The following is a 3,838-nucleotide window of genomic DNA, read 5'->3' as shown; positions in this document are numbered from 1 at the left end:
GAAGAAATAGCTTTCTGTATGCACGAAAATAAAAATGAACGTACTACATATCAAACAATAGTAAATATCATTGAAAGAATAAATAAAAACAAAGGATTACAGATTGATATTGAAAAATGTCTTTCTACAGTAATAAAAGCAAAGATTATTAAAGAAACTAACAATGAAAATATTTATGAATTTTTTAATAGAAATTATCTTGCTTATTTTATTGCAAAAAAGTTAAATAAACTAATTGAAAAAAATGGACTTAATATTCCTGAATTAATGTATATTTTTAAAAATATATGTTTTGGAATAAATGACAATATTTTATTGTTTTTATCATTCTTACGTGATAATACGGCATTTGCATTAAATATTTGTGAATTGCTTGAATCTATTATAAATGATTATCCAGAATTGGATTTTGATAATAACAACATTAGTTTTATTAATCGACATTGTGAATTTAATATTAATATATCTACGGATAGAGACAAAAGTGAAAATGAAAAGATGTCTGATAATAGAGAAAAAATTCTCCGTGAAAGAGAGAATGAAGAAATTCAATTTAAAAGCATTTATGATTACAATGAAAATGATGCAGATATATTTCCTAATAAAATTGTTAGAGCTATAAAATATCTTGAAATTATATCAAAATCATTAATTAGTCATTATGTGAATTTAGAATTATCGGAAAAAAATAAAATTATTAATTTAATGTATTCAGCTCCAAACCGAATATTATATGCATTATTTAAACCATATGATCAACAGTATGATAAAGTGATTGATGACCTTTATGAAATAATAAATTCAACAGATGGAAATGAAAAAAATAAAATTAATAAACAAGATATTGAGGAGATGTTTTTTCATTCAGCAATTTCAATATGTTTAGGACTTTATGATAATGTTGCATTCTTTGGAGCTAATGTCGATACGTTACATTTATTAAATGAATTTAATTTCCAGACATCAAATGAAAAAATAGCAAATCTACTTATGGAGGAAAATGGAGGAACAACAGAGAACTTTGTAGATAAAGCTATTAAACTAAAAGAAAAAGAGAATGATTTATTCATTACAAATTTAATTCGATTGATTGCAAATAAACATTTAATAACAAGGACTATTGATTATAGTATAAAAGATAAAATTGCAGATAAGATTTTTTCTACATCAGCGAAGAAAAATGTTCTTGCATCTTCATATAAGAAATATAACAAGAGAGAATAAAAGAAATAGATGTTCATAAAAAAATAAATATGGCGAATTCGCCGTATTTAAAAACAATTAAGAAGGTTATAATGCTTTTAAACACAGCAACCTACATCACCGAAATAATGCAAATCATCATCTCCACCAGAAACAAAGCCCACACCGCAATAAACTCCGCAATGATAGAAGCCTACTGGCTTATCGGAGAATTATATGGAAAATAAAGGCGAAATAATAATCTACAAAAACAAAGAAAATAATATCTCCTTGAATGTTCGTTTGGAAGATGAAAATGTTTGGTTGACACAGCAACAAATGGCGGAACTTTTTCAAACTTCCCGTACTAATGTAGTTGAGCATATCAAGCACATTTTTGAAGAGGGCGAATTAGATGAGGTTGCAACCTGTCGGAATTTCCGACAGGTTCAAATTGAGGGCAACAGAAATGTTGAACGAGAATTGTCATTTTACAATCTTGATTTAATCATTTCTTTAGGTTATAGAATAAAATCCATCATTGCAACGCAATTCAGAATTTGGGCAACAAAACGGTTAAAAGAATACATTGTAAAAGGCTTTACAATGGATGACGAACGATTAAAAAACGGCGGCGGCGAGTATTGGTATGAACTATTAAATCGTATCCGCGACATCCGCTCATCTGAAAAGGTATTGTATCGTCTTGCACTATGCCGTTCACGGACACACGGCGGCAGAAATAATTTTTGAACGGGCAAACAGCGATAAACCTTTTATGGGGCTTTCAACATTTTCAGGAAGCATCCCGACGCGAAAAGATATTTCCGTGGCAAAAAATTATTTAACCGAAACCGAATTAAAAATACTGAATAATCTTGTTTCAGGATATTTTGATTTTGCGGAAATACAGGCAATTAAACATAAACCTATGTATATGAAAGATTATGTCCGGCAGTTGGACAATATTTTTACTTCTACCGGAGAAAATGTTTTGCAAAACGCAGGGACGGTCTCGCATGAAAAAGCGGTTGAAAAAGCCCTCGCCGAATATCGTAAATTTCAAGTTAAAACACTCTCACCCGTTGAACAGGCGTATTTGGAAGCAATCAAAAACGCTGAAAAGAAAATAGGGAGCAAAAAACCTCAAAAGAAGAACAAAACGACAAACAAAGGGCAGAATACAAGCAAGAAAAAATGAAAACATTATCCATCCGATAGTCATTTGCCTCTATATAGCTCTTCTAAAAACATACCCAAAAAATATGGCTATGCCTTACCGGTACAGGCGATAATCGGCGAAGCCGAACTTGTTGACATTGTTAGAAATTCAAAAGATGTTTTTGCCTTGCCGAATAATTATCATTGGATAATGGCAGATTCTGTCTTGTATGAGAAGCCAATATTGAATGTCATGGGCAAATTAAAAATATGGGAATATACGGCATAGTGTTTCTGAAACAGACTCTGTTACCCGTTTCCGGGTTCAACAATGGAAAAGCCCTTTTTGTTTGGGTACAGATAAAAATTGCGGCGCATAATGCCTCCTATTGGAAAAAAAATATTTTCTGTATTTAATAGAAGCAATAGCGCCGTTTTTACGGTAGTTATTGTTTTACTGTCTTTCTAATTCCTTATAACATAAGGAGTTAAAAATCTTTCCCCAGGGAGGATTTGAACCCCCACAAGCAGATCCAGAGTTCCAGTCTTTTCCCTGTCAAGAGCGTTCAACTATTGTCATTATTATAGAAGAAATTGATTTTTTCGTCAAGTATTCTATCATAGAATCTTCTTGACACCTTATGAAAGCTTGTGATTTTTTCGGTTTTGCTCATAGTTCCTGCTCATACTAGCCTTAAGTATGGTAGTATTTCTTACTATGGAGGATATTATGAAGTACCTGATAATCACCGGCAATCCAAAACATGACGGGCTTTGCCATGCCGTTACAGAAGAAGTAAAAAAAGGGGCGGAAGCAGGCGGAGCGAATATCGAAATCGTGAATGTCGGTAAATTGGAACGCTGCCATGTCTGCGGTAATGGATGGGGAACATGCAGGGAGAAGCACATTTGCACTTTTGGGGATGACGGATTTAACGAAGCGCAAAACAAAGCGCATGAATCCGATATGCTCTGCTTCATTACTCCGGTTTATTGGGGTGAAGCGGAGGAAAGCTTAAAATGTTTTTTTGACCGTTTGCGCCGTTGCGAGTTTGATATGCCATGGGGAGGACAGCGTGACAGAAAACCGGCTTTTTCCGGCAAGCAGGTTCTTCTTGTCGCTTCGCCTGGCGGCAGCGGTAATGGAATGCTCTCGTGTCTTGAACAAATGGACCGTTTCTGTCGGCACACCGGAGCAGTCATATTTGATTACATCGGGATCAACCGTTGGAACAATGACTACAAGAAACAATCTTTATTTGAGGCGTCCAAAGCTATGGCAAGCGGACGGAAAAATGGGGACTCAATATAAATTAATTCGAACCCATAACATTTTTTGTGTAAATAAGAATGGAAAAAACAATAGGATTTTTATTTACACAAAAAACCAGATAGGCTCGATGGACAAGCGTACATCATTATTTATCCTCGTTTTTTATTCCAATAATTTTTTTATATCATATTCAATAATTTCAGGTCTTTTATCCGGTCCATA

The 3,838-nt window shown here is 33.5% G+C and carries 4 protein-coding genes and 1 pseudogene; all 5 read left to right on the top strand.

All coding sequences use genetic code 11. The features are described 5' to 3' along the window. Positions 1-1,224, top strand: a 1,224-nt coding sequence (locus ACYVRH_RS11130) for an STAND family AAA ATPase (protein ID WP_461256984.1), incomplete at its 5' end; no start/stop codon positions are given. Positions 1,225-1,295: 71 nt separating this feature from the next. Next, positions 1,296-1,430, top strand: coding sequence for a hypothetical protein (locus ACYVRH_RS11125; RefSeq protein WP_461256983.1), 135 nt, complete (start codon positions 1,296-1,298; stop codon positions 1,428-1,430). Continuing rightward, positions 1,420-2,383, top strand: a pseudogene (rhuM, locus tag ACYVRH_RS11120) (RhuM family protein). The gene ACYVRH_RS11125 and the pseudogene rhuM overlap by 11 nt, the downstream one beginning before the upstream one ends. A gap of 24 nt (positions 2,384-2,407) precedes the next feature. Further along, entirely contained in the window at positions 2,408-2,632 is a 225-nt protein-coding gene (locus tag ACYVRH_RS11115; protein ID WP_461256982.1) for a hypothetical protein, read from the top strand. A gap of 441 nt (positions 2,633-3,073) precedes the next feature. Then, positions 3,074-3,655, top strand: coding sequence for a flavodoxin family protein (locus ACYVRH_RS11110; protein WP_461256981.1), 582 nt, complete (start codon positions 3,074-3,076; stop codon positions 3,653-3,655). Positions 3,656-3,838: the final 183 nt, after the last annotated feature.

Source organism: Treponema sp. R80B11-R83G3 (assembly GCF_054786115.1).
Note: the sequence above shows the minus strand (reverse complement) of the source record. Positions and strands in the feature narration are given on the sequence as shown.